11 protein-coding genes are annotated in these 20,682 nt (G+C 75.2%); 10 read left to right on the top strand and 1 reads right to left on the bottom strand.

Annotation, left to right across the window (positions count from 1 at the left end; translation table 11 throughout):
• Positions 1-458 precede the first annotated feature (458 nt).
• From ACFV9D_RS25150 to ACFV9D_RS25105, 10 genes are read left to right on the top strand one after another with little or no spacing between them, the layout of a single operon-like run.
• Positions 459-7,358 (top strand): SDR family NAD(P)-dependent oxidoreductase, encoded by a 6,900-nt coding sequence (locus ACFV9D_RS25150; protein WP_385150372.1) that lies wholly within the window; start codon positions 459-461, stop codon positions 7,356-7,358.
• On the top strand, positions 7,351-11,889 hold the full coding sequence (locus tag ACFV9D_RS25145) for a beta-ketoacyl synthase N-terminal-like domain-containing protein (protein WP_385150369.1): 4,539 nt from the start codon (positions 7,351-7,353) through the stop codon (positions 11,887-11,889). Before ACFV9D_RS25150 ends, ACFV9D_RS25145 begins: the two co-directional genes overlap by 8 nt.
• A complete protein-coding gene (locus ACFV9D_RS25140; protein ID WP_385150366.1) occupies positions 11,879-12,193 on the top strand; it encodes an acyl carrier protein in 315 nt (104 codons plus the stop codon). Before ACFV9D_RS25145 ends, ACFV9D_RS25140 begins: the two co-directional genes overlap by 11 nt.
• Before the next feature lie 5 nt (positions 12,194-12,198).
• Positions 12,199-13,032 carry an alpha/beta fold hydrolase gene (locus ACFV9D_RS25135; protein ID WP_385150363.1) on the top strand — a complete coding sequence of 278 codons (834 nt, stop codon included), beginning with the start codon at positions 12,199-12,201 and terminating at the stop codon, positions 13,030-13,032.
• Positions 13,029-14,201, top strand: a complete 1,173-nt coding sequence (locus ACFV9D_RS25130; protein ID WP_385150360.1) for a glycosyltransferase — start codon at positions 13,029-13,031, stop codon at positions 14,199-14,201. The genes ACFV9D_RS25135 and ACFV9D_RS25130 overlap by 4 nt, the downstream gene beginning before the upstream one ends.
• A complete protein-coding gene (locus ACFV9D_RS25125; RefSeq protein WP_385150356.1) occupies positions 14,198-16,033 on the top strand; it encodes a methyltransferase domain-containing protein in 1,836 nt (611 codons plus the stop codon). Before ACFV9D_RS25130 ends, ACFV9D_RS25125 begins: the two co-directional genes overlap by 4 nt.
• Positions 16,030-16,941, top strand: a complete 912-nt coding sequence (locus ACFV9D_RS25120; RefSeq protein ID WP_385150353.1) for a galactokinase — start codon at positions 16,030-16,032, stop codon at positions 16,939-16,941. Before ACFV9D_RS25125 ends, ACFV9D_RS25120 begins: the two co-directional genes overlap by 4 nt.
• Before the next feature lie 32 nt (positions 16,942-16,973).
• On the top strand, positions 16,974-18,200 hold the full coding sequence (locus ACFV9D_RS25115) for an alkaline phosphatase family protein (protein ID WP_385150351.1): 1,227 nt from the start codon (positions 16,974-16,976) through the stop codon (positions 18,198-18,200).
• A 21-nt stretch (positions 18,201-18,221) separates the two neighbouring features.
• Positions 18,222-19,460, top strand: coding sequence for an MFS transporter (locus tag ACFV9D_RS25110; protein WP_385150348.1), 1,239 nt, complete (start codon positions 18,222-18,224; stop codon positions 19,458-19,460).
• Positions 19,457-20,479, top strand: a complete 1,023-nt coding sequence (locus ACFV9D_RS25105) for a TolB family protein (protein WP_385150345.1) — start codon at positions 19,457-19,459, stop codon at positions 20,477-20,479. The genes ACFV9D_RS25110 and ACFV9D_RS25105 overlap by 4 nt, the downstream gene beginning before the upstream one ends.
• Here ACFV9D_RS25105 and ACFV9D_RS25100 read toward each other — a convergent pair.
• Positions 20,467-20,670, bottom strand: a complete 204-nt coding sequence (locus ACFV9D_RS25100) for a hypothetical protein (protein WP_385150342.1) — start codon at positions 20,668-20,670, stop codon at positions 20,467-20,469. The genes ACFV9D_RS25105 and ACFV9D_RS25100 overlap by 13 nt on opposite strands.
• Positions 20,671-20,682: the final 12 nt, after the last annotated feature.

Below are 20,682 nucleotides of genomic sequence, written 5' to 3'. Positions count from 1 at the left end.
CCGATTACGGAAGCCCTCATACCAGATCGGCTGCGAGCCATACCGACACGGCATGTCCGGCCGCACGGCCGGGCCGCGCCGCCGTGCGGAAGGAATGGCTCCGGTGCGTGCAACAACGCAGGCCGAAGCGGTGGGAGCGGTCGCAGGCTGCGGATTTCGCAGCAATCGCCGGGCGTCCAGAAGCAAATGGACCCTACCAACACGGCCGTTGACACTCAGAGGCGACCACCGCACGATGCAACGCGGCACGACGAGGTTACCGTCGGTCACCCATGGTGAGTGCCCCTCCGGAGGGGCGTGGGCGGACCCTCGCCACCCCCGTTCACCTGCCCTGGTCCGCGCCGCACCGTCCGCGCCATCGCTCCGAGCCCCGTCTGTTCCGCCCGCTCGCGCTGCCGTTCCCCGGCCCGTTGGCCCAGCCCGTTCACCCCTGCCCGTTCGGCCTGTCAGGAGCGCCTGTGACACCCCAGCCGACCCGTTCCGCCGCCCGCGACCTCGTCGTCGCGGTCAGCCCCTTCGAGGAGCCCAACCCCAGGATCGTCGTGGCCGCCGAGCGCGCCGGCGCGCTCGGCCTGCTCGATCTCGGCAGAGATGCCGGCCTTGCCCGCCGCGCACTGGCCGAAGCTGCGCGGACCCTGCGGCAGCCCTACGGCGTACGCGTGCCGGCCGGCTGCCCGGTCTGGCCGGACGAGCTGCCGACCGAGGTGGACACCGTGCTCCTGGCCGATCCCGCCCAACAGCCGCGCCCAGCAGCCTGGGCAGCCGGCGGGGCCCGACAGGTCTGGGCCGAGGTGACCAGCCCTCAGGAGGCGGCGGACGCCGTGGCTGCCGGAGCGGACGCGGTCGTCGCGAAGGGGCACGAGGCGGGCGGGCGAATCGGCGAACTGACGACGTTCGTCCTGCTGCAGCGACTGCTGGCCGACCCGGACGTAGCGGTCCCCGTCCTCGCCCAGGGCGGCATCGGCCCGCACACCGCGGCCGCGGCCGTCGCAGGCGGCGCCGCCGGGGTGGTGCTCGACGCCCAACTCGCCCTCACCACCGAGGGCGAGGCCGGCCTCCCCGGCGAGATCGCCGCCGCCCTCCGCGCGATGGACGGCAGCGAAACCCTGATCGTCGCGGGCCACCGGATCTACACGCGCCCCGACCTCACCCCGTCCGACCCCGGGGACCTGGTCCACCGGCTCGGCGCCCGCGGACTGCACACCCACGCCCTGCCCGTCGGCCAGGACGGCGCCTTCGCCGCCCGTCTCGCGGCCCGTCACCGCACCACGGGCGGCGTGGTACAGGCCGTACGCGAGGCGGTCACGACCCATCTGGACGCAGCCGTGGAGAGCGCCCCACTGCGGCCGCGATCCTCGGCGCCTCATCTCCCCGTAGCCCAGGGCCCGATGACCCGGGTCAGCGACCAGGCGGCGTTCGCCGAGGCCGTCGCGGGCGCGGGCGGGGTCCCGTACCTGGCACTGGCCGTCATGCCGGGCGACGAGGTCCGCAGCCTGCTCGCCGAGACCGCACAGCGCCTGGGCGCCCGGCCCTGGGGCGTCGGCCTGCTCGGCTTCGCGCCGCCGGAGCTGCGGGCCGAGCAACTGGCCGCGGTGGCCGAGATCCGCCCCCCGTACGCGATCATCGCAGGCGGGCAGCCGGCTCAAGCTGCCCCGCTCGAGGCCGGGGGCACACGGACGTATCTGCACGTCCCCTCCCCCAGGCTGCTGGAACGGTACCTCGCCGAGGGCGCCCGGCGGTTCGTCTTCGAGGGCCTTGAATGCGGCGGCCACATCGGTCCTCGGGCCTCCTTCACCCTGTGGGAGGAGCAGATCGACCGGCTGCTGGTCTGCGAGGACATCCCGGCCCTGGACGTGCTCTTCGCCGGCGGCATCCACGACGAGCGGTCCGCCGCCATGGCCGCCGTCGCCGCCGCGCCACTCGCCGAGCGGGGTGCCCGGATCGGAGTCCTGATGGGCACCGCCTACCTCTTCACGGCGGAGGCGGTCACCGCCGGAGCCGTACTGCCCGGCTTCCAGGCCGCCGCGCTCGACTGCGAGGCGACCGTCCTGCTGCGGTCCGCGCCCGGACACACCACGCGGTGCGCGGCGACCGAGTACGCCGACACCTTCGAGAGGGCCCGGCTGCGGCTGACGGAGGACGGTGCGAGCCCACGCGAGGTAGGGGAAGAGCTGGAGCGGCTCAATCTCGGGCGGCTGCGCATCGCCAGCAAGGGGCTGCGCCACGGGAGCGCAGGACCGGTGCCGGTGACCGAGGAGGAGCAGCGACGCGATGGCCTCTTCATGCTCGGCCAGGCCGCGACCGCCCGGTCCGCCACCACCACGGTCGCGGCCCTGCACGGGCAGGTGACGGACGGCGCGAGCGCCTTCCTGGAGCAGCGGGCGCGGGAACTCGCCCCGGCCGCGCCGCCTTCGGCGGAGGCTGCCGAGCCGCTGGACATCGCGATCGTCGGAATGGCCTGCGCGTATCCGGGTGCGGGGGACCTGGCCGCGTTCTGGGCGAACATCGTCGCGGGCCGGGACGCCGTCACGGAGGTGCCGGAGGACCGGTGGGATCCGGCGCTCTACTTCGACGCCGACCCGGCTCGGGCCGGGGAGCGCACGCCCTCGCGGTGGGGCGGCTTCCTGCCCCCGGTGCCCTTCGACGCACTCGCGCACGGCATCCCGCCGGCCTCGCTGTCCGGGATCGAACCGGTGCAGCTGCTCGCCCTGGAGATCGCGGCCCGCGCCCTCGCGGACGCCGGCTACGGCGGCGAACGCCGGTACGACCGCTCGCGCACCTCGGTGGTCTTCGGCGCGGAAGCGGGCACGGACCTGGCGGGCGCCTACGGGTTCCGCGCCCTCTACCCCGGCTATCTCGGCGAGATGCCTCCGGAACTGGACGCCTCGCTGCCGAGGCTCACCGAGGATTCCTTCCCGGGCGTGCTGGCGAACGTCATCGCGGGCCGGATCGCCAACCGGCTCGACCTCGGCGGCGCGAACTGCACGGTCGACGCGGCCTGCGCCTCGTCGCTCGCCGCGCTGGACCTGGCCTGCCGCCAACTCCGGTCCGGCGACAGTGACATGGCGCTGTGCGGCGGGGCCGACGTGCACAACGGCATCAACGACTACCTGATGTTCGCCTCCGTGCGGGCCCTGTCCCCCACCGGCCGGTGTCGCCCCTTCGACGCGGCCGCCGACGGAATCGCGCTGGGCGAGGGGGTCGCCGCGGTGGTGCTCAAGCGGCTGGAGGACGCACAGCGGGACGGCGACCGGGTGTACGCGGTCGTCAAGGCCGTCGGCGCCTCCAGCGACGGGCGCTCCCTCGGGCTGACCGCACCCCGCGCCGACGGCCAGCGGCGCGCCCTGTCGCGGGCGTACGAGCAGGCGGGCGTCGCACCGGCCGACGTGGGTCTTGTCGAGGCGCACGGTACCGGCACCGTGGTCGGCGACGGCACCGAACTGGCCGTGCTGACCTCGCTGTTCGATGCCTCCGGGAACGCCGGGTGCCCCCTCGGCTCGGTCAAGTCCCAGATCGGCCACACCAAGTGCGCGGCCGGTCTTGCGGGGCTGATCAAGGCCGCGCGGGCGGTCCATGCCGGGGTACGGCCGCCGACACTGCACCTCGACAGCCCGCATCCCGACTGGCGGGCGGGGGCGGGCCCGTTCTTCTTCGACACCGAGGCCCGGCCGTGGGCGGCGCCCGCGGGTCAGCGGATCGCCGGCGTGAGCGCCTTCGGCTTCGGCGGCACGAACTACCACGCCGTGCTGGCGGGTTACGAGGAGGAGCCCCCTCACGGGCTTGAGGCCTGGCCGGCGGAGCTGTTCTGCTTCCGAGGTGCCGACCACCGCGCGGCGGCGAGGGCGATGGACCGGCTGGTGGCGCGGCTGGAGGAGAACGACAGCGCGGGACGGCCCTGGCCGCTGCGCGACCTGGCCGCCGAAACGGCCGCGTCGGCATCCGGCCCCGTACAGGTCTCGGTGATCGCCGAGAGCCTGGACGACCTCGCCGCCAAGCTGGAGCGGGCCCGCGGCTTCACCGCCGGGGACGGGGTGCACGTACGGGCACCGGGGGCGGATCCCGGGAAGGTGGCGTTCCTCTTCCCCGGACAGGGCAGCCAGCGCCCGGGAATGCTGGGGGACCTGTACGTCGCGTTCCCCCCGCTGCGGGGCCTGCTGGACGAGGCTCCGGCGCAGGTGGTGGCAGCGATGTTCCCTCAGGCGGCCTTCACGCCGCAGGAGCGGTCGGAGCAGCGGGCCGCGGTCACCGACACCCGCGTCGCACAGCCTGCGCTGGGTCTGGCGGGCGCGGCAGCGCACCTGCTGCTCGGCTCGCTGGGCGTCCGGCCGGACTGCGCCGCCGGACATTCGTACGGGGAGCTGACCGCGCTGTGGGCCGCCGGCTCCTTCGACACCGCGGCGCTGCTGCGGCTGAGCGGGCGTCGGGCGTCGGCCATCCTGGACGCCGCCGGGGAGGACCCCGGGGCGATGGCCGCGGTGACGGCCGCCCCCGAGCAGGTTCGGGAGATCGCGGCGCGGGCGGGGTGCGTGATCGCCAACCACAATGCGCCGTCCCAGTGCGTGGTCTCGGGTCCGACGCCCGCCGTCGAGGCCGCCCTGGCCGACCTGCACGCCGCAGGGCTGCGCGGCGAGCGCATCCCGGTGGCCTGCGCCTTCCACAGCGAGGTCGTGGCCGGCGCAGTGGACGCCTTCGCCGCCGAGCTGGCCGGGACGGCCGTGGTGGGGCCCACCGTCCCGGTCTGGTCCACGGCCACGGCCCGGCCGTATCCCGCGGATCCCGCGGAGGTGCGCGAGGTGCTCGCCCGGCAAGTGGCCGAACCCGTGCGCTTCGTGGACCAGATCGAGGCCATGTACGCCTCCGGGGTACGGACGTTCGTCGAGTCGGGGCCCGGCCGGGTGCTGACGGGTCTGGCCGACAGGATCCTGGGCGCCCGCCCGCACACGGCCGTCGCCGTCGACGTTCCCGGCGAGCCGGGCCTGCCCCGGCTGCTCGCCACGCTCGCGGAACTGGCGGCGGCCGGGGTACCGGTCGACCCCGAGGCGCTCTTCAAGGGGCGTACGGCCCTGCTGCCCGAGCGGGCGCCCCGCCGGCCCGGCTGGCTGGTCGACGGCCATCTGGTGCGCACGGCCGACGGCTCGCCGGTGGCGGGCGGCCTGCGGCCCGCCCGGCGCGTGCACGTGCCGCAACCCGCGGCCGCGACGGACCGCCGCGAGGAGACCGTACTGGAGTACCTGCGCGGGGCGCGGGAGCTGGTGGCGGCCCAACGCGAGGTCCTGCTGGGCTACCTGGGCACCGACGCGCCCGCGGCGCTGCTTCGTCCGGTCGCACCGCGACCCGCGGTGGCAGCGGCGCAGGCGCCGGCCGAGGAGGCCGAGCCCGCGGTGGTCCCGGCCGACCGGGGGCCGCTCACCCCGCACGAGGTCATGGACGCGGTCCTGGAGATCGTCCACACCCGCACCGGCTACCCGCGGGACATGCTGGACCCCGACCTCGACCTGGAGGCGGACCTCTCGGTCGACTCCATCAAGCGCGTGGAGATCGTCGGGGCCCTGGCCGACCGCATCGGCCTGCCCCGACAGCTCGACGGCGGCACGGAGTCGGCCGTGGAGGAGCTGTCCCGGATCAAGACGCTCCGCGGGATCGTGGACTGGATCGCCGCCCGGGAACCGGCGGCGCCGACCACCACCCCGGACGGGGCCCCGTCCACGCCGGACGCAGTCCCGGACCCGGTCCGGCCCGCTGTCGAGGCCCAGGCCCGGGCTGTGGCCGGGGCCGAACCCGGCAGGGCCCTCGTACGCCGCCCGGTCCGGCTCCGTGTCGAGACGGCCCCCGCGGGGCCGCCCGTCGCGGGCGATCCCGGAAAGGCACTGGCCGGGCGGACGTTCGCCGTGGTCGAGGACGGGCTCGGGGTGGGGCCCGTACTCGCCGCGCTGCTGGAGTCCCACGGCGCACGGGTGCGCACCGTCCCCGCCGATCAGCCGGCGGACGCCGAAGGGGTCGACGGCCTCGTCGATCTGAGTGCCCTGCAGCCCGGGCCGGATCCCGTTCTGCCCGAGGCGTTCGGGAGGCTGCGCGGGGCACTGGTCGGCGGGGTGCGCCGGCTGATGGTCGTCACCGCGGCGGGCGGGGCGTTCGCACACGGCCCGGCCGCGCCCGATCCGGTTCCGGGTCTCGGGCTGCGCGGGTTCGCCCGCAGCGCCGCGCTCGAATGCCCCGGGGTCCTCGTGCGGGCCGTGGACATCGACCCCAAGGACCGCCCGGAACGCATCGCCGCCCACTTGCTCGCCGAACTGTGCGCCCCGGACGAGCCGGTGGCCGTCGCCTACACCAACGGCACCAGGACCGTCCTGCGCACCGTACCCGCGCCGCTCCCGTACACCTCACCCCCGCGGGTGAACCTGGACCGCGACTGCGTGGTCCTGCTCACCGGCGGGGCCCGCGGCATCACCGCCCGCGTCGCCCTCGCCCTGGCCCGCGCCACGGGCTGCCACATCGAACTGATCGGACGTACTCCCCCACCCGAGGCCGCCGAGGACCCCGCCCTCGCTTCGGCACACGACCGCGTCGCCCTGCGCGCCGCACTGATCGCCGGGGGGCTGCGCACCCCGGCGGAGATCGAGGCGGCCGCGTCCGGGATCCTGACGGCCCGGGAGGTACGGGCCACCCTGGCCGCTCTCCTCGGCACGGCGGCGTCCGTCCGCTACCACTGCGCCGACGTCACCGACGAGGCCGCCGTACGCGCGGTCGTGGCCGGCATCCGGGCACGCCACGGCCGACTCGACGGAATCGTGCACGGTGCGGGCCTGCTCCGGGACTCCCTCCTTCGTGACAAGGACCCGGCGTCCTTCGCCGAGGTCTTCGCCACCAAGGTGGACGGTGCCCGCCACCTCGCTGCCGCCGTCGCCGACGAGGGCACGGCAGCCGGGCCCGCCCCGGCCTTCCTGGTCCTCTTCGGCAGCGTCGCCGGCGTGTACGGCAACCGCGGCCAGAGCGACTACGCGGCCGCCAACGACGCCCTGGACACCCTGGCCCACACCTGGTCCGCGGCCTCTCCGGGCCGCGTCCTCGCCGTCGACTGGGGCCCGTGGGCCGCGGAGGCGGGCGGCATGGTCACCCCGGAGCTGGAGCGCGCATACGCCCAACGGGGCATCGCGCTCATCCAGCCCGACGCGGGCGCAGAGGCCTTCCTGGCGGAACTGGCCCACGGCACGGATCCGCAGGTCGTCCTCATGGCCGACGGGACGGACGGGACGGACGGGACGGACGGGACGGACGGGACGGACGGGACGGACGGAACTGACGAGCCGGACGGCCCGGAGAGGGCTGACGCGCCGAACCAGGAGGCCCACCATGGCTGATCCGGATCCGACCGATGCCGCGATCGTGGGCATGGGCGCCGTGTTCCCCGGTGCCGGCGACCTCGCCGCTTACCGGCACAACCTGTTCGCCGGTGTCGACGCGATCACCGACGTGCCGGCCGGGCGTTGGGATCCGCAGGTGTACTACGCCCCCGACGGGCCGCCCGCCAGCGACCGCTTCTACTGCCGCCGCGGCGGCTTCGTCGACGGCCTCGCCGCCTTCGACCCCACCCGTTTCGGCATCATGCCCGCAGCCGTCGCAGGGGCCGAGCCCGACCAGCTGCTGGCCCTGCACGCGACGGCCGAGGCCATCGCCGACGCAGGCGGCGAGGACCGGCTGCCCGCCGACCGGTCCCGGATCGGCGTGGTGCTTGGCCGGGGCGGATTCATGGGCGTGGCGACCGCCCGCCTCGACCAACGGGTACGCACGGCACACCAGTTGAGCGCCACTCTGCGCGAGCTGGCACCGGAGCTTGGCGCCGACCGGATCGCCGCGATCAGGCAGGCCTTCCAGGGAGCCCTGGGCCCGGAGCAGCCGGAGGCGTCCATCGGCCTGGTCCCGAGCTTCACCGCGGCCCGGACCGCCAACCGCCTCGACTTCCGCGGCCCCGCCTACACCCTGGACGCGGCGTGTGCCTCCTCGCTGCTGGCCGTGGACCAGGCGGTCGCCCTGCTGGCCTCCGACCGCTGCGACCTGGTCGTCGCGGGGGCCGTCCACCACTGCCACATCGCCACCCTCTGGAGCGTGTTCACCCAGCTGGGCGCGCTCAGCCCCAGCGAGCGCATCCGCCCCTTCGACCGCCGGGCCGACGGCACACTCCTGTCCGAGGGGACGGGCGTGGTGCTGCTCAAACGGCTCGCGGACGCCCAGCGGGACGGCGACCGGGTGTACGCGGTGATCCGCGGGGTCGGCGTGGCGGGCGACGGCCGCGCCTCGAGCCTGATGAGCCCACTGGTGGACGGCCAGGTCCAGGCGCTGGAGCGGGCGTGGACGATGGCGGGCCTCGATCCGGCGGCCTCCGGCTCGATCGGCCTCCTGGAAGCCCACGGAACCGGGACCCCGGTCGGCGACGAGGCCGAACTCGCCACTCTGGCACGCGTGTTCGGGCCGCCCGCCGCCGGGCCCATCGGGCTCGGCTCGGTCAAATCCATGCTCGGGCACACCATGCAGGCCTCCGGCATGGCCGGGCTGATCAAGGCGGCGCTCGCCGTCCACGAGGGGGTGCTGCCGCCGACCCTCCACCTCGACGATCCGCACGAGGGCCTGGCCCTGACCCGGATGCGCCCGGTCCGCACGGCCGAGCCCTGGGATCCGGGCAGGGAGCCCCGCCGGGCCGCGGTGAACGCGTTCGGATTCGGGGGCATCAACGCCCACGTGATCCTGGAGGAGGCGCCCCGTCCCCGCGCGGTGCGGCTTCCGGTACGCCGCTTCCTCCCGCCGCCCACCGCGCGCACCACGGTCCGCCCGCGGAAGGCCGCCGGCCCGGCGTCCGTGCTCCTCCTCACGGCCGAGAACCCGGAGGCGCTGGCCCGGCTCCTGGCCGCTCCGGACGCGGCGGCCGCCGAGCGCGGCGGTCCGTGCCGGCTGGCGATCGCCGATCCGACCGCGGAGCGCCGGGCACTCGCGGCGAAGGTCATCGCACGCGGCCGCCGCTGGGGCGGCCGGGGCGGCGTGTGGTTCACGCCCCGGCCGCTGCTCGGCCCGTACGCCGCAGAGGCCGGCGGCAAGCTCGCCCTCCTCTTCCCGGGCCTGGAACCGGAGTTCGCACCCGCCCTGGACGAGGTGGCCGCCCGCCTGGGCCTTGCGGCCCCCGCACTCACCGGCGGCGGCGAGCTCGTCGAGCGCGCCCTCGACGCCCTCGCCACCGGCCGCTTCTTCGCCCGGGTCCTGGCAGAACTGGACATCCGGCCGGACCTGTTGGCGGGGCACAGCCTCGGCGAGTGGGCCGCCATGGTGGCCGCGGGGATGTACCCGCAGGAGGCGGTCGACAGCTTCCTCGGCTCGCTGCGGCCCGGCTCGCTCGCGGTGCCGGACCTCGTGTACGCGGCCCTCGCCTGCGGCGCGCCGCAGGCGGCGGCCGCCCTGCACGGCCGGGAGGGCACGGCCGTCAGTCACGACAACTGCCCCCACCAGTCGGTGGTCTGCGGACCGCCACGGCAGATCGCGTCGGTGCTCGACCGACTGGCCGACGAGGGCGTGCTGGGCCAGGAGCTGCCGTTCCGGTCCGGTTTCCACACGCCCATGTGGGAGCCGTACCTCGGCCAGGTGCGGGCCGCCTTCGAGCGCCTGCCGCTCCAGGCGAGCGAGGTCCCCGTCTGGTCGGCCACCACGGCCGCCCCGTACCCGTCCGATCCGGAGGGGATCCGGGAGCTGGTGATCCGGCACCTGCTGGAGCCGGTGGGCTTCCGCGCCCTGACGCTGCGGCTGTACGAGGCGGGCGCACGGGCCTTCGTCTCGGCCGGGCCGGGCAGCCTGACCGGCTTCGTGGACGACACCCTGCGCGGGACCGAGCACCTTGCCGCCGCCGCCTCCACCCCGCGCCTCTCGGGCATGGACGCCCTCCTGCACCTGACGGCTGCGCTGTGGACGGAGGGCCTGCAACCGCGCTGGGACCGGCTCACCGGCCGGCCCGCACCGGAGCGCACCGGGCGTCCGATGCTGCTCGACCTGGGCTCCCCCCTGGTGCACCTGAACGGCGCCGCCGAGCCCCTCCGGAAGCGCGGGCCGCTCTCCGCCCCGCGCCGCCCGGCCGCCTCCGGACGGCCGGTGCTTCTGTCGGCCCTGGACGCCGTCCTCGACGAGACCGAGGCGGCCGCCCACGCCGTCGCCGAAGCCCTGGCCGACGCGCCCCCGGCCCCGGCAGCGGCCTCGGCCGCCCGCGCCGCCGCCGAAGCCCCGGCAGACACACCCCCGGCCCCGGCAGGGGCCGTCACACGAGCGCCCGCCGCCGAGGCGTCGCGCACGGACACCCGCCGGCTCTCCCTCGACACCCTCCCCTCCGTCCGCGACCACTGCCTCTACCTGCAGCCGGAGGACTGGCCGGAGGACTCCGACCGCTTCCCCGTCGTCCCCATGACCACCATGCTGGAGCTGGCGGCCGAGGCCGCGCTCGCCACCCGGCCCGGGCAGCTCGTCACCGGCTTCGACGACATGCGCGCCTTGCGCTGGCTCCCCGTCGCACCCGCCGTCGACGTCGAGTTCACCACCCGCCCGGCCGACGGCGGCCGCGTCCGGGTGGACATCGGCGACTGCGCGTCGGTCACCGTGCGCCTCGGGTCCGGTCACGAGGAGCCTCCCGCACCCGACCCTGCGCCCCTCACCGCCGAACGCCCCGCGCCGGTCTCCGCCGAGGCGCTCTACCGGGACCGCTGGATGTTCCACGGCCCCCGGTTCGCCGGCGTCCATGAGGTCACCGCCGTCGCCGACGACGGAATCCGCGGAGTACTCCGGGCCCTGCCGGCCCCGGGCGCTCTCCTCGACGCCGCCGGGCAGCTCCTCGGCCACTGGATGCAGCTGCGCCTGGACTCCGACCGCCTGGTGTTCCCGGCCGTACTCGAGCGGACCCGCCTGTACGGCCCCCCGCCCGCGGCGGGCACACTGCTCGCGGCCACCGTCCGCATCCGTGAAGTGCGGCCCGCCTCCGTACGCGGCGATGTGGAGCTCCGTACCCCCGACGGCGCGGTCTGGGCACGCCTTGAGGACTGGACGTACCGCCGGTTCGCCGCCGACGAGCGGGTGTGGCCGATGAAGTTCACCCCGGAGGTGTCCGGGATCGGCGAGCCGCAGCCCGGCGGCTGGTGCGCGGCCACGCGTCGGTGGGGCGACCCCGCTTCGCAGGAACTGGTCATGCGCCGCTACCTCGGTGCCACCGAGCGCGCCGCGTACGAGCGGCTGGCGCCGCGCGCCCGCGCCCCCTGGCTGCTGGGCCGGATCGCGGCCAAGGACGCCTTGCGGCAGCTGCTGTGGGACCGGGGCGCCGGCCCGGTCTTCCCGGCCGAGGTCACCGTCGACCACGACGAGGCGGGCCGCCCGGTCCCCGGCGGCCTGGCCCGCGGCCTGCACGTGACCCTTGCCCACAAGGACCGGATCGCCGTCGCCTTCGCGCACCCCGACGCCCCCGTGGGCATAGACGTCGAGCCGGTGGCCGCAGACCCCGGCGCCCTGATCCGCATCGCGCTCACCACCGACGAACACCGCCTCGCCGAGCGGCTCGCGGCCCGGGACGGGACCGGCCTCGCGGCCGCCGTCACCACCGTCTGGTGCGCCAAGGAGGCCGCCGCGAAGGCGGAGGGCACGGGACTCGGTGGGCAGCTCGTGCGCTGGCAGGTGACCGAGGACCCCGCGGGCGGGCTGTGTGTCCTCTCCCCCGCCGGCCGCACCCACCGCGTACGCACGACGACGTACGAGGGCCATGAGGTCGCCTGGACCGTTCCGCATGTCCCGACCGCCCCGACCACGGGCACCGCACCGCCCCCGCAATCCGCCCCCGCAGTCCTTCCGACCCCGACGGAGAACAGCCATGGCATCTGACATCCTCGCCGAGATCACCGGCATGCTCGTCCGGATCGTCGGCGACGAGTTCCTCCTCGCCGACGAGGTCACCATGAAGACCACGTTCAACGAGGATCTGGCGCTGGAGAGCATCGAGTTCGTCGCTCTCGCCGAGCTGCTGCACGAGCGCTACGGGTCCCGGGTCGACCTGATGGGCTTCCTCGCGGAGAAGGACATGGAGGCGATCCTGGCCATGTCGGTCGGCGAGCTCGTCGACCACATCGGGCGGATCGCCCATGGCGCACTGGCCGCCCTGCCGGTCCGCCCGGTCCCGACGGCCTGACCGCCATGGCCGAGATCCTCGCCAACGCGCTGCGGTTCCACGTACAGCGACTGCCCGCGGCCGAAGTCCCGGCGTCCGACGGTACGGAGGCCGGCCCCGGCACCCCTGTCGTGTTCCTGCACGGCCTCGTCGTCGACAACCTCTCCAGCTTCTACTGCCCGCTGGCCGTGCCGCTGGCCCGGGCCGGGCACGAGGTGGTCCTGTACGACCTGCGCGGCCACGGCTTCAGCGAACGCCCGCCCTCGGGATACGACAGCCGCAGCGCCGTCCGCGACCTGTTCGCCCTGCTGTCCGCCCTCGGGCTCGACGCCCGGCCGGTCCACCTGGTCGGCAACAGCTACGGCGGCACGCTCGCCCTGCACGCGGCTCTCGCCCGCCCCGATCTCGTCGCGGGCCTGACCCTGCTCGAACCGCCGCTCAGCGGCCCCTGGGTGGAGAACATGGTCGACACATTGTCCGTCGCCGCGCTCAGCCTGGAGGACAGTCAGGTCCCCGCCGAACTGTCCTCGCTGCGGCTTCGCAAGGCGGCGAAGCTGACAGCCATCGCCGACGCACTCCTGAACCGCACCACCCTCATCGACGACATCGCGGCCGGCCGCGGCTTCACACCCGCCGACTATGCCCGGATCGACTGCCCGGTCCTGGTGGTCTGCGGGGAGCACTCCGAACTGGTCCCGGGCGCCGCGGAACTGGCCCGGCACACTCGGCGCTGCACGCTGCGGATCCTGCCCGGGCTCGGCCACGACGTACTCAAGGAAGCCAGCGGGGTGCTGCGCGAGGCCCTGCTGGCGCACGCCGCGGCCGTGAGCCGGGCCGGGACGGGAGCGCTGATCGTATGAGGTTCCTGTTCGTCGTCCCCCCGCTCGCCGGGCACGTCAATCCGACGGTCGCCGTAGCCGCCGAACTGGCCGCCCGCGGGCACGCGACCGCCTGGGCCGGGCCCGCGGAGGTGCTGTCCGGCCTGCTGCCCGCGCATGCCAGGCTGTTTCCCTCCGGGGACGCCGAAGGTCCGGAACCCGGCGGGTACGCCGCGCTGCACGGGCGGTGGCGCGACCTGCGGGGTGTCGCCGCGCTGCGGTTCCTGTGGGCGGAGGCGCTGGTGCCGCTGGCCCTCGCGATGATGCCGGGCGTCGAGCGGGCCGTCGCGGCCTTCGCCCCGGACGTGGTGGTCGCCGACCAGCAGGCGTTGGCCGGGGCCGTGGTCGCCCGGCGGCGCGGCATCCCCTGGGCCACCTCGGCGAGCACCTCGGCCGAGTTCACCCGCCCCTTCGCCGGGTTTCCCAAGGTCGGCGCATGGGTGGCGGACCAGCTGGCCGGACTGCTCGCCGAGTGCGGGGCGCCGCCCGGCTGGGATCCCCGGTTCTCGGACCGTCTGGTGCTGGTCTTCTCCACGCCGGAGCTCATCGGGGGCGCCGAGCCCTTCCCCGACCACTACGCCTGCGTGGGGCCCGCCTTCGGGTCCCGCCCGCCGGGCACGGACTTCCCTTGGCAGCGGCTCGACTCCGACCGCCGCCGGGTGCTGGTCTCGCTCGGCACCCTCAACCAGGAGACGGGCTCGCGGTTCTACGGCGCGGTCCTGGCCGCCGGAGAACGGATCGCGGACCGGGTCCAGTTGATCGTGGCCGGCCCCCGGCACCTGGTCGGCCCGGTACCGGCGCACGCCCTGGTCCAGGAGGCCGTGCCGCAGCTGCGGCTGCTGCCCCACCTGGACGCGGTCGTCAGTCACGGCGGCCACAACACGGTGTGCGAGGCGCTCGCCCACAGCCTCCCGCTGGTCGTCGCCCCCATCCGGGACGACCAGCCGATCGTCGCGCAGCAGGTCGCCGACGCAGGCGCCGGGATCCGGGTGCGCTTCGGCCGGGCCAGACCGGCCGACCTGTACGACGCGCTCACCGCCGTACTGGAGGACTTCGGTCCGCACCGCCGCGCGGCCCGGCGGATCCAGGCGTCCTTCGCCGCCGCGGGCGGCGCCGCCACCGCGGCCGACAGGTTGGAGAAACTGTCATGAGCCCATGGGTTTCCTTCGCGATCATGGCGGCACTCGGCGCGGGGACGGTACGAGCGCGCCGCCGCCTGCACGAACTGCCGGCCCTGCCCCCCGACGGGGAGCACCCCGCCGGGGAGGCCTCCAAGGGGCCGCGCCGGCGGCTGCTCACCGCGCGGGGCGTCGCGGCGGGCGCGGGGGTCCTCGCGGCCGCCTGCGCCCACGCCGACCGTGAGGGCCTGGACGTGCTGGAGCTGCTGCCGGCGGACCTGCCCGCGGAGGACGCCCTCGGGCTGCTGCGGCTGGTCGCCCCGACCACGTACCGGCAGGACCGGCTGGCCGCCGGGCGCGGCGCGGGGTACGCCGTGCTCGTCTGCGAGGACGTCCTGGAGCGGGCCGGGGTGGATCCGGATCGGCCCTTCGACCGGGTGGAACTCCTGGAGCTCACCCGCCGTTTGAAGGAGTACGCCACCGCCTCGACGGATCTGGCCGTCGCCCCCGGCCTGAGCTCCCGCGTGGTGTCCGCCGGTGCGGGGAGCCGCGTTGCCGAGCTGCGCGCCCAGGGCCTGCCGCCGGGACTGCTGTCGGCGGTCCAGCTGGCCGGTCTCGTGCTGCTGGCTGCGGCAGCCGTACGGGACGGCCGCTGGGGTGTGGCCGCGGCCGGGCTGTACTGGCTGCAGCCCCTGCTGGTGCTGGGCACCGGCGGCCCGCTGCGCCCCGCGGACCTGGCCGGTGCGAGCGCGGCCCGGCCGCTGCGGTCGCTGCGCGCGGCACTGCGTACGGCCGCCGGAGCCCGGCCGCCGCGGCAGGCCGGGGAGGCGGACCGCCGGGCCGAGTACGCCGCCGAACTCGCGGGCGGTACCGATCGGTTCTTCGAACCGCGGCGCGCCGACTGTCCGTGGTGCGGCTCGCCGCGGCCGGTGGTGCGGGTGCGGATGCCGGATCTACTGCAGGGCAAGCCGGGCCGTTTCACGCTGGAGGAGTGCGCCTCCTGCGGGCACGTCTTCCAGAACCCCCGGCTGACGGTGGAGGGGCTGGACTTCTACTACCGCGATTTCTACGACGGCCGGGGCGGCGAGGGCGCAGGGGTGGTCTTCGGCCGGCTCGGCGCCTCCTACCGGGCGCGCGCCGCGATGCTCGTCCCGTACGCGCGCCCCGTCTCGTGGCTCGATGTCGGCACCGGTCACGGGCACTTCTGCGACGTCGCCCGTGACGTGTGGCCGGACACCCGCTTCGACGGGCTCGACATGGGCGACGGGATCCGGGAGGCCGAGCGGCGGGGCTGGGTCGCCACCGGCTACCAGGGCCAGTTCCCGGACCTCGCCGGCAAACTCGCGGGCCAGTACGAGGCGGTCAGCATGTACCACTATCTGGAGCACACCCGCGACCCGTTCGCGGAGCTCGACGCGGCCGCGCAGGTTCTGGTGCCCGGGGGGCACCTGCTGATCGAACTGCCCGATCCGCAGTCGAGGATGGCCCGTCTGCTGGGTCCGCACTGGCTACCGTGGTTCCAGCCGCAGCACCAGCACCTGATCCCGGCGGCCAACCTCCGCGCGGCGCTGGCCGAGCGCGGCTTCACCGTACTGGCCGAGGAACACGGGCCCGCCCATCAGCACAACGATTTCGTGGGCGCCGTGGCCCTCGTCGCGAACCGGCTCGCCCCCGACCCGCACAGCCCGTGGGCGGACCCGTCCCTGGCCCGGCCCGCGCGGCGCGCGGCCCGGCAGGCGGTGCGGGCGGCCGCGGTGCCGTGCCTGGCCGCGGCGGGCGTGCTGGACGCCGTACGCAGTGCCGTGGCCCGTCGCACGGACGGCGGCAACGCGTACCGGCTGCTCGCCCGCAAGGAGTCGCGGTGAACGCCCCGACCGCGGCGGCGGGTGTGCCGCAGCCGCTGTCCCACCGGGCCACCGCCGACCCGCTGTTCCGCCTGGTCGCCCATGCGCTGGAGACCGCTCACGGCCGGCCGCCGGCCGCGGTGTGGAGCGCCCCGCACGCCTTCCACCTCGGCTCGCCGGGCCTGGTGGCCGCGGCCGGCTGGCCGGTCGCGGCCGCCGCGGCCCCGCGCGAGGACGGCTTGGTACGGCTGAGTTCGCTCAGCCATCCCGCGCAGAGCTGCGATCTGGCGCTGGCCGGCCCCTACCCGGACACCCCGGACTGGGCGGCCCGCCCCTACGCCCTGCTACGGGCCCTCGCCCGGGCCGGGTACGGACGCGCCGGCACGGACCTGCACGTCCAGGGCACCCTCACCGAGGCCGCCGGACTCCGCCTCCCGGAACCGCTCGACTGCGCGGTCGCGCTCGCCGTGGCGGACGTACACACCGCGGAGGGCGAGGCACGGCCCGAAAGGGAGCAACTCGCCGCGCTGATCAGGGAGGTGGCTCCGCGGGACGACGACGCCCTGCGCAGCGCCGTGCTGTTCGCACGGCCCGGTACCGCCCTGCACATCGGGTCGGGCGGAGCTCGGCGGAGTGTGCCCTTCGACCCGCCGTCCTCGGGGACGCGTCTGGTGCTCATGGCCGTGCGGGGATCCGCGGAGGACCGCAGGGACGGCCTGGCACGGGCCGTGGAGTGCGCCCGACGGGCAGGCGCGCTCAGCGCGTGGCCGCCGGGCAGCCGGCCGGGCCGCAGCGTTCTGATGCTGCTGCCCGCGGACCGGCTGACGGCGGTGCGGGCGGCGGTCGCGGACGAGTTCCGCGGCCTGGACCGGCCCGTGCCGCGCTTCGTGAACATCGCCGTGGCCGGAGCGGCCCGGCGAGAGGAATGACCGAGAACCCGAGAACGCGGGAGGCATCAGCCATGCGAACCAGAAAACCGGCACCGGACATCCCGGTCACACCACTCCGTGGGCGAGGCAGGAGGTGGCGGGCCTCCGCGACCGGCCTCGCCTGCGCCCTCGGCCTGGTCGGCGCCATGACCATCGGCAGCTCCGAGGCTGCCGACGTCACTGCGGCGCCGGCGGCCGCGGCCGCCGCGGCCCTGCCGAGCTACGACCACGTGGTGGTGGTCGTCTTCGAGAACAAGCAGTACGGCGAGATCATCGGCAGCGCCAATGCCCCGTACGTCAACCAGCTGGCCAACGCCGGCGCGAGCCTCACAGCGATGAAGGCGCTGACCCACCCCAGCCAGCCGAACTACTTCAACCTCTTCTCGGGCGGCACCCAGGGCATCACCGGCGACGGCTGCTACACGCCGCAGTCGATGACCGCGCCGAATCTCGGCCAGGAACTCATCGCGGCGGGCAAGACGTTCGCCACGTACAACGAAGACCTGCCGAGCGAGGGGTCCACGGTCTGCACCAACGGCCAGTACGCGCAGAAGCACAACCCCTGGTTCGCCTTCAAGAACGTGCCGCTCAACACCGGCAAGACCTGGGCGCAGTTCCCGCGGACCGATTTCAACGCGCTGCCGCAGCTGTCGTTCATCGTCCCGAACCAGTGCAACGACATGCACTCGTGCTCGGTGAACACGGGCGACACGTGGCTCAAGAACAATCTCGACGCGTACGCGCAGTGGGCGAAGGCCAACAACAGCCTCCTGGTGCTCACCTGGGACGAGGACAACTTCCTGGGGTCGAACCAGATCGCCACGGTCTTCTACGGCGCGCACGTCAAGCAGGGCCGGTACGGCAGCGCATACAACCACTTCAACCTGCTGCGGACCTTCGAGGACCTCTTCGGGACGGGGCACGCGGGCAATGCGGCGAGTGCCCAGCCGATCGCGGAGGTCTTCGGGGCCGGCGGTGAGGAGCCGCCGCCGGGCGGCGGCCCGGTCGTCGTCAACCCGGGTGCGCAGACCTGCAAGTTCAACCAGTCCTGCACGATCCAGGTCACGGCCACGGGCGGCTCCGCCCCGCTGCGGTGGACCGCGACCGGGCTGCCGTGGGGTCTGACCATGGATGCCTCGACCGGCCGGATCAGCGGAAAGCCGTGGGGGTCCGGGACGCTCCAGATCACCGCCTCGGTCACCGATGCGGCGGGCAAGTCGGCCGGCACCACCTTCCCCCTCACTCTCAACTGGTTCTGACGGAACCGGAAGGAGGCATCCGTGTACCTGTCGGCCAACCGCGCCGCCGATGCCGCAAAGGGCGTACCGCGCCCGGCGGCCGGCCCGGCCGTCGCGGGGAACGTGCTCGTACTCGGCCTGGTCAGCCTGGTCACGGATGTCTCCGCCGAGATGGTCACTGCGGTCCTGCCGCTCTACCTCGTCGTGGGCCTCGGCATGTCGCCGCTGGCCTTCGGCGCACTCGACGGGTTGTACCAGGGCGCGACCGCCCTCCTGCGGCTGGCCGGCGGCCAGATCGCCGACCGGACAGAGCGCCACAAGCTCGTGGCGGGTACGGGCTACGCCCTGTCCGCGGTCTGCAAGCTGGGGCTGCTCGCGGTCTCCACCCCGTTGGCGGTGGCGGCGGTCCTGACCGCCGACCGAACCGGCAAGGGCCTGCGTACCGCGCCCCGCGACGCGCTGATCTCCCTGTCCGCCACGCCGGAGGGGCAGGGCCGGGCCTTCGGAGTGCACCGGGCCATGGACACGGCGGGCGCGCTGCTCGGCCCGCTCGCGGCCTTCGGGGTGCTGTGGGTGGCGCACGACGCCTACGACGCCGTGTTCACGGTGAGCTTCTGTGCGGCGGCCTTCGCGGTGCTGCTGCTCGCGCTGTTCGTACGGGACGTCCGCTCCCGGCCGGCCCGGACTCCCGCCGCGCCCGGCGCGCGGGGGCTGACCGCCGTGCTCCGCGACCGCGGTGTGCGGCGCCTCGCGCTGGCGGCGGCCCTGCTCGGCGTGTTCACGGTCGGGGACTCCTTCGTCTACCTGCTGCTGCAGCGGCGGCTCGACCTGCCCGCCACGGTCTTCCCCCTGCTCCCGGTGGCGACGGCGGCCGGCTTCCTGCTGCTCGCCGTCCCGTTGGGCAGGCTCGCGGACCGGGCCGGGCGCGGCCGCGTCTTCCTTGCGGGCCATGCCGCGCTGGCAGCGGCGTACCTGCTGCTCCTCTCCCCGCTGGGCGGCGCGGCCCCGGCCGTGCTCGTCCTGTTCCTCCTCGGCACGTTCTACGCGGCCACCGACGGCGTCCTGATGGCGGCCGCGGGACCGCTGCTGCCCGTGCGGCTACGGGCGAGCGGCCTGGCCCTGGTCCAGACGGCGCAGGCGCTGGCCCGCTTCGCGGGGGCGCTGCTCTTCGGCGCCGGCTGGACGTACGCGGGTCCCGGCGCCGCGCTGGCCGGCGCGGCCATCGGTCTCACCCTGTCACTGGCGACGGTCGGGGTGCTCGGCAAGGGAGCTCTGCGATGACGCACACCCTGCGGAAGGTCCTCCTCCTGGTCCTGTTCTCCGCCCTGCTCGCGGCGACGGCCGTGGTCGCCGTGGTCCGGGCCTCGGACCGGGCCGGCGATCGCGAAGTGGCCCGACCGGGCGAGCCCCGCGCTCGGTCCGGCGCGGTGAGCCTGAAACAGCCGGGCCGGCTGCTCTTCCGCAATCTGGCGTGGGGACCGGGCCGCGACATGATCGCCTCGGTGCCGCTGGCCGCGCCCACGGGTGCGCGTACCACCGCGCCCCAGGACTGCCTGCGCTTCCACGCGGCCGCGGGCACGGGCGTCTGCCTGCGCCGCGCGGGCGGGGTCGTCCCCCGCTACGAGGCGCTGGTCCTCGACTCCGCGCTCCGGCGGGTCCGTTCGTTCGACGTCCCGGGCACGCCCACCCGCGCGCGGGTCTCCCCCAGCGGCCGGCTGCTCGCCTGGACGGTGTTCGTCAGCGGGGACTCGTACGCGGGCGGCAACTTCTCCACCCGCACCGCCCTCTACGACACCCGGTCGGGCACGCTCGTCCCGAGCCTGGAGGACTTCGCGGTATTCGACGGGGGCAAGCGCCGCCGGGCGGCCGACCACAACTTCTGGGGGGTGACCTTCGCCGCCGACGACAACCGCTTCTACGCGACCCTCGCCACGGGAGGCCGGACCCACCTGGTCGAGGGCGACCTGCGGGCTCGCGAACTGCGCGTGCTGCGCGCCAACGCGGAGTGCCCCTCCCTCTCCCCCGACGGTACCCGGATCGCGTTCAAGAAGCGGGTGGCCGGCCTGCCGGCAGAGGCCCCTTGGCGGCTGTACGTCCTGGATCTGCGCACCGGCGCCGAAACCGCGCTGGCGGAGCAGCGCAGCGTCGACGACCAGGCCCTCTGGTACGACGACCGGACGCTGCTCTACTCGCTGCCGGGCGATTTCGGCGGCGACCTGTGGTCACTGCCTGCAACGGGCGGGGGAATCCCACGCCTGCTGTTGAGGTCCGCCGTCTCCCCGGCGGTTCAGCCCTCGTGACGGCCCCGGGCGCCGGGGCTCGGCCACCAGTGGGCCATCACCCACGTGACGAAGGTCGAGGGTTCGAGCCCGAGCGCGACCATGACACTCGTCAGCACACGGACCGCCAGGTCGCGCCGACCTCCAGCTGAATCCTGCGCGGCGGGGCCGATGCAGTCGATGCAGTCGTAAGCGGCGATGTGGCTTCCCATCGGACCGACAAG

The sequence above is a fragment of the Streptomyces sp. NPDC059875 genome, from assembly GCF_042731085.1.
In the GTDB taxonomy this organism is placed as follows: Bacteria; Actinomycetota; Actinomycetes; order Streptomycetales; family Streptomycetaceae; genus Streptomyces.
Note: the sequence above shows the minus strand (reverse complement) of the source record. Positions and strands in the feature narration are given on the sequence as shown.